The sequence below is a fragment of the Achromobacter sp. DMS1 genome (assembly GCF_001270295.1).
Genome location: NZ_LHSJ01000337.1, coordinates 1 through 3,975, shown reverse-complemented (window position 1 = coordinate 3,975; position 3,975 = coordinate 1). Strand labels below are relative to the sequence as shown.

Annotated in this window: 2 protein-coding genes and 2 pseudogenes; 3 read left to right on the top strand and 1 reads right to left on the bottom strand. The window is 67.7% G+C overall.

Going from position 1 to position 3,975, the window contains the following annotated elements:
- The first annotated feature begins 146 nt into the window (after positions 1-146).
- From AD428_RS23775 to AD428_RS23765, 3 genes and pseudogenes are all read left to right on the top strand, one after another.
- Entirely contained in the window at positions 147-1,091 is a 945-nt protein-coding gene (locus AD428_RS23775; RefSeq protein ID WP_053246792.1) for a DctP family TRAP transporter solute-binding subunit, read from the top strand.
- Positions 1,091-1,573: a TRAP transporter small permease gene (locus AD428_RS23770; RefSeq protein ID WP_053246791.1), complete on the top strand. Its 483-nt coding sequence runs from the start codon at positions 1,091-1,093 to the stop codon at positions 1,571-1,573. The genes AD428_RS23775 and AD428_RS23770 overlap by 1 nt, the downstream gene beginning before the upstream one ends.
- A gap of 6 nt (positions 1,574-1,579) precedes the next feature.
- Positions 1,580-2,864 (top strand): annotated as a pseudogene (locus AD428_RS23765) (TRAP transporter large permease).
- Positions 2,865-3,032: 168 nt separating this feature from the next.
- Here the strand turns inward: AD428_RS23765 and ppk1 are convergent.
- Positions 3,033-3,975 (bottom strand): annotated as a pseudogene (ppk1, locus tag AD428_RS25840) (polyphosphate kinase 1); the annotation flags it as partial.

Here is a 3,975-nt window from a genome sequence, read left to right as displayed (position 1 = left end):
AAACATGCCCTACCCCCCCAGCAAGATTTCCGGCGCGCCGCCCCTGGCCGCCCGCGCCCCCCGCCCCGACCATCGCTCCTGGAGTCTCGCCATGAACCTCGTCCCCAAGAAAGCTGCGCGCCGCGCTGGGCGCCGGCCTGCTGTCGATGGCCGGCCTGTCGGCCGCGCCCGCGGCCCACGCCATGGACATCAAGCTGGGCCACGTGCTGGCGCCCAGCCATAGCTGGAACAAGGCCGCCGAGGGCTTCGCCGCCGAGGTCAAGGAAAAGACCGCCGGCCGCGTGAACTTCGTGCTCTTTCCCAGCGGCCAGCTCGGCAACGAAAAGACCATGCTCGAAGGCCTGCAGATCGGCAGCCAGGGCGCGGCCATCATCGGCTCGGGCTCGCTGCAGCCGATCGAGCCCAAATTCGGCGTGGTGGAGCTGCCCTACACCTGGACCAGTGCCCGGCAGGCCTACAAAGCCTATGACGGCGAACTGGGCCAGGCGCTGGCCCGGCTCGCCGAAAAGAAAAACCTGGTCATCATCTCGTGGTGGGAAAACGGCTTTCGCCACCTCACCAACAACCGTGGCCCCATCAACACGCCGGCCGACCTGGCGGGCCTGAAAACGCGCGTCACGCCCGACAAGATGCGCCTGGACACCTTTACCGCGCTGGGCGCGAATCCCGCTCCGCTGGCCTTCGGCGAGCTGTACTCGGCGCTGCAGCAGAAGGTGTTCGACGCACAGGAAAACCCGCTGTCCATCATCTACACCTCCTCGTTCTTCGAAGTGCAGAAGTACCTGTCGCTCACCGGTCACGTCTGGGGCCCGGCCAGCCTGATCATTTCCAGGCCGGTGTGGAACCGCATCTCGCCCGAAGACCGCAAGATCGTGCAGGAAGCCGCCGACAAGTGGCGCGACGCGCAGCGCAAAATGATCAGCGACAGCGACCAGCAGTACATCGCCCAGCTCAAGGAAAAGGGCATGCAGGTCAACGAGGTGGACAAGAAAGCCTTCGCGGACGCCGTGGCCCCGGTCTGGAAGACCTACTCCGCGGTGTACGGCCCGGACATCATGGGCCTGGTCCAGAAATACCGCGAGGCCCGGTAATGCTCGCCCGCCTGTCCGCCATCCTGTCGGGCATCAGCAAGGCCTTCGCCGCCCTGGCGGTAGCCTTGCTGGCGATACTGATCACCTACGTGGTGTTCGCCCGCTTCGTCACGCACAGCACGCCGCACTGGGCCGAGGAACTGCCCCGCCTGGTGCTGGTGTGGTCGGCCTTCATCGGCGGCGTGGTCTGCAGTTTCGACCGCTCCCACCTCATGGCCGGGCTGCTGCCCTTCATGGTGCACAGCCCGCGCGTGCTCGGCGCCGTGGAACGCCTGAACCAGGTGCTCATCATCGCGGGCCTGGCGGCGCTGGGCTATGCGGGCTGGCAGCTTGCCGACCTGACCATGGACCAGACCCTGCCCGCGCTGGACGTGTCCGCCGGCACGGTGTATCTCGCCCTGCCCGTGGCCTGCGCCATCACCATCGTAGTGCACCTGGCGCAGCTTTTCTCCCCGGCGCCGGCCGCCCCGATCGAGGAATAACAACAGATGTCTACGGGTGCCATTTTCCTGATGGGCGTGTTCGCGGTCACGGTGCTGATCGACATGCCTATCGCCTTCGGCCTGGTGCTGTCCTGCCTGGCCTACCTGGCCGTCTACGACGCGGCGCCGCTCATGGTGGCCGCGCAGCAATACGTATCGGGCCTGGACAGCTTCACGCTGCTGGCCATCCCTCTTTTCATCCTGGCCGCGCAGCTCATGAACGGCGCCGGCCTCACGCAGCGCATCGTGCGTCTGTGCGCCGCCATCGTGGGCGACATCAAGGGCGGACTGGCGGTCGTGGCGGTGCTGGCCTGCCTGCTCTTCGGCGCGCTGTCCGGCTCCGGCGTGGCCGACGTGGTGGCCATCGGCAGCCTGCTGCTGCCCGCCATGGCGCGCAGCGCGATGCGACAGGGGCTTCAGCTGCGCGCTGGTGGGCAGCGCGGGCGCCGCCTCCACCATCATCCCGCCCAGCATCGTGCTCATCGTCTACGGCACCATCACGGACACGTCCGTGGGCAAGCTGTTCCTGGCCGGCATCGTGCCGGGCATCCTGCTCGGCCTGTCTCTCATCGGCGTGGCGATATGGCAGGCGCGCCGCCACGGCTGGGCCGGCGGCCAGCCCTTTAGCTGGGGCGAACTGCGCGCCGCCTTCTTCGAGGCCCTGCCCGCGCTGCTGGTGCCGGTGCTCATCATCGGCGGCATCCGCTTCGGCATCTTCACCGCCACCGAGGCGGCCTCCAGCGCCATCGTCTACGCCCTGCTGATCGGCTTCTTCTGGTATCGCACGCTGACCCTGAAATCGCTGTGGGAAAACCTCAAGTCCACCGGCGAGAGCAGCGCGTCCATCCTGCTCATCATCGGCGCATCGGGCCTGTTCGCCTGGGTGCTGGTGGCCGAGCAGGTGCCGCAGGCGCTGTCCTCGCTGCTGGTGCACTGGACCGACAGCAAGGTCACGGTGCTGCTGCTGCTCACCGTGGTGCTGCTGCTCCTGGGAACCTTCATGGAGGCGATTCCGGTCATCATCATCGTGGCGCCCGTGGTCATGCCCGTGCTGGCCCACTACAACATCGACCCCGTCCACTTCGGCATCCTGCTGTCCATCAACATGGCCATCGGCGCGAACACGCCGCCGGTTGGCGTGGACCTGATGGCGGCCTGCAAGATCGGCGGCATCAACATGATGCAGACCCTGCGCCCGCTTTCCTGGATGATGCTGGCCATGACCGCCGTCATGCTGCTGCTGACCTTCGTGCCGGAGCTGGTGCTCTTTCTTCCGAGGCACGTGCAATGACCATGCCCCGCACCCGGCGCCCCGCTCCGCTGCGCCGCGCCTGGATCCGTTCCCGGCCTGGACGCGGCCGCCCAGGCGGCGGGCCTGGCCGGCGGCGCCGGACGCGCTGGTGGCCGACCTGGAAGAGTTCACCGCCCCCGCCGACGCCGCTGGCCCGCCCGCGCATCGCCGCCCTTTTGCCGAGTCGCCATTGGGCTGTTGCTGCCAGGCGAGCTGGTTGTCGCGCAGGGCGTAGGTGAAGGCTTCGTCGATGACGCGCTTCTTGAGCGACTTGTCGTAGATGGGAAAGGCGACTTCGACGCGGCGAAAGAAGTTGCGGTCCATCCAGTCGGCCGAGGAGAGGTATACGGTTTCGGCGCCGTCCGCGTAGAAGTAGAAGACCCGGGAGTGTTCCAGGAAGCGCCCCACGATGGAGCGCACGCGGATGTTCTCGGACAGGCCCGGCACGCCGGCGCGCAGCGCGCATACGCCGCGCACGATGAGGTCGATTTTCACGCCGGCCTGGCTGGCCTTGTAGAGCTCCTCGATGACGCGCTCTTCGAGCAGCGAGTTCATCTTGGCCATGATGCGCGCGCGCTTGCCGGCCTTGGCGGCGCGCGCCTCGGCGCGGATGGCCGCGACCATGCCGTCGTGCAGCGTGAAGGGCGACTGCAGCAGCGCCTTGAGCGAGCGGCGGGCGCCCAGGCCGGTGAGCTGGGTGAACACCTTGTCCATGTCTTCGCACAGGCGGGGGTCGGCGGTCAGCAGGCCGAAGTCGGTGTAGAGCCGCGCCGTGCGGGGATGGTAGTTGCCCGTGCCGAGGTGCGCATAGCGGCGCAGCCGGCCTTTTTCGCGGCGCAGCACCAGGGCCATCTTGGCGTGGGTCTTGTGCGCCACCACGCCGTACACCACGTGCGCCCCCACCTCCTCGAGGCGGGCCGCCCAGTTGATGTTGGTCTGCTCGTCGAAGCGCGCCATCAGCTCCACCACCACCGTCACTTCCTTGCCGGCCCGCGCCGCGGCCAGCAGGATCTTCATCAGCTCGGAATCCTCGCCGGTGCGGTAGATGGTCTGCTTGATGGCCATGACGTCCGGGTCCAGCGCGGCGGCCGTCAGGAAATCGATGATGGGC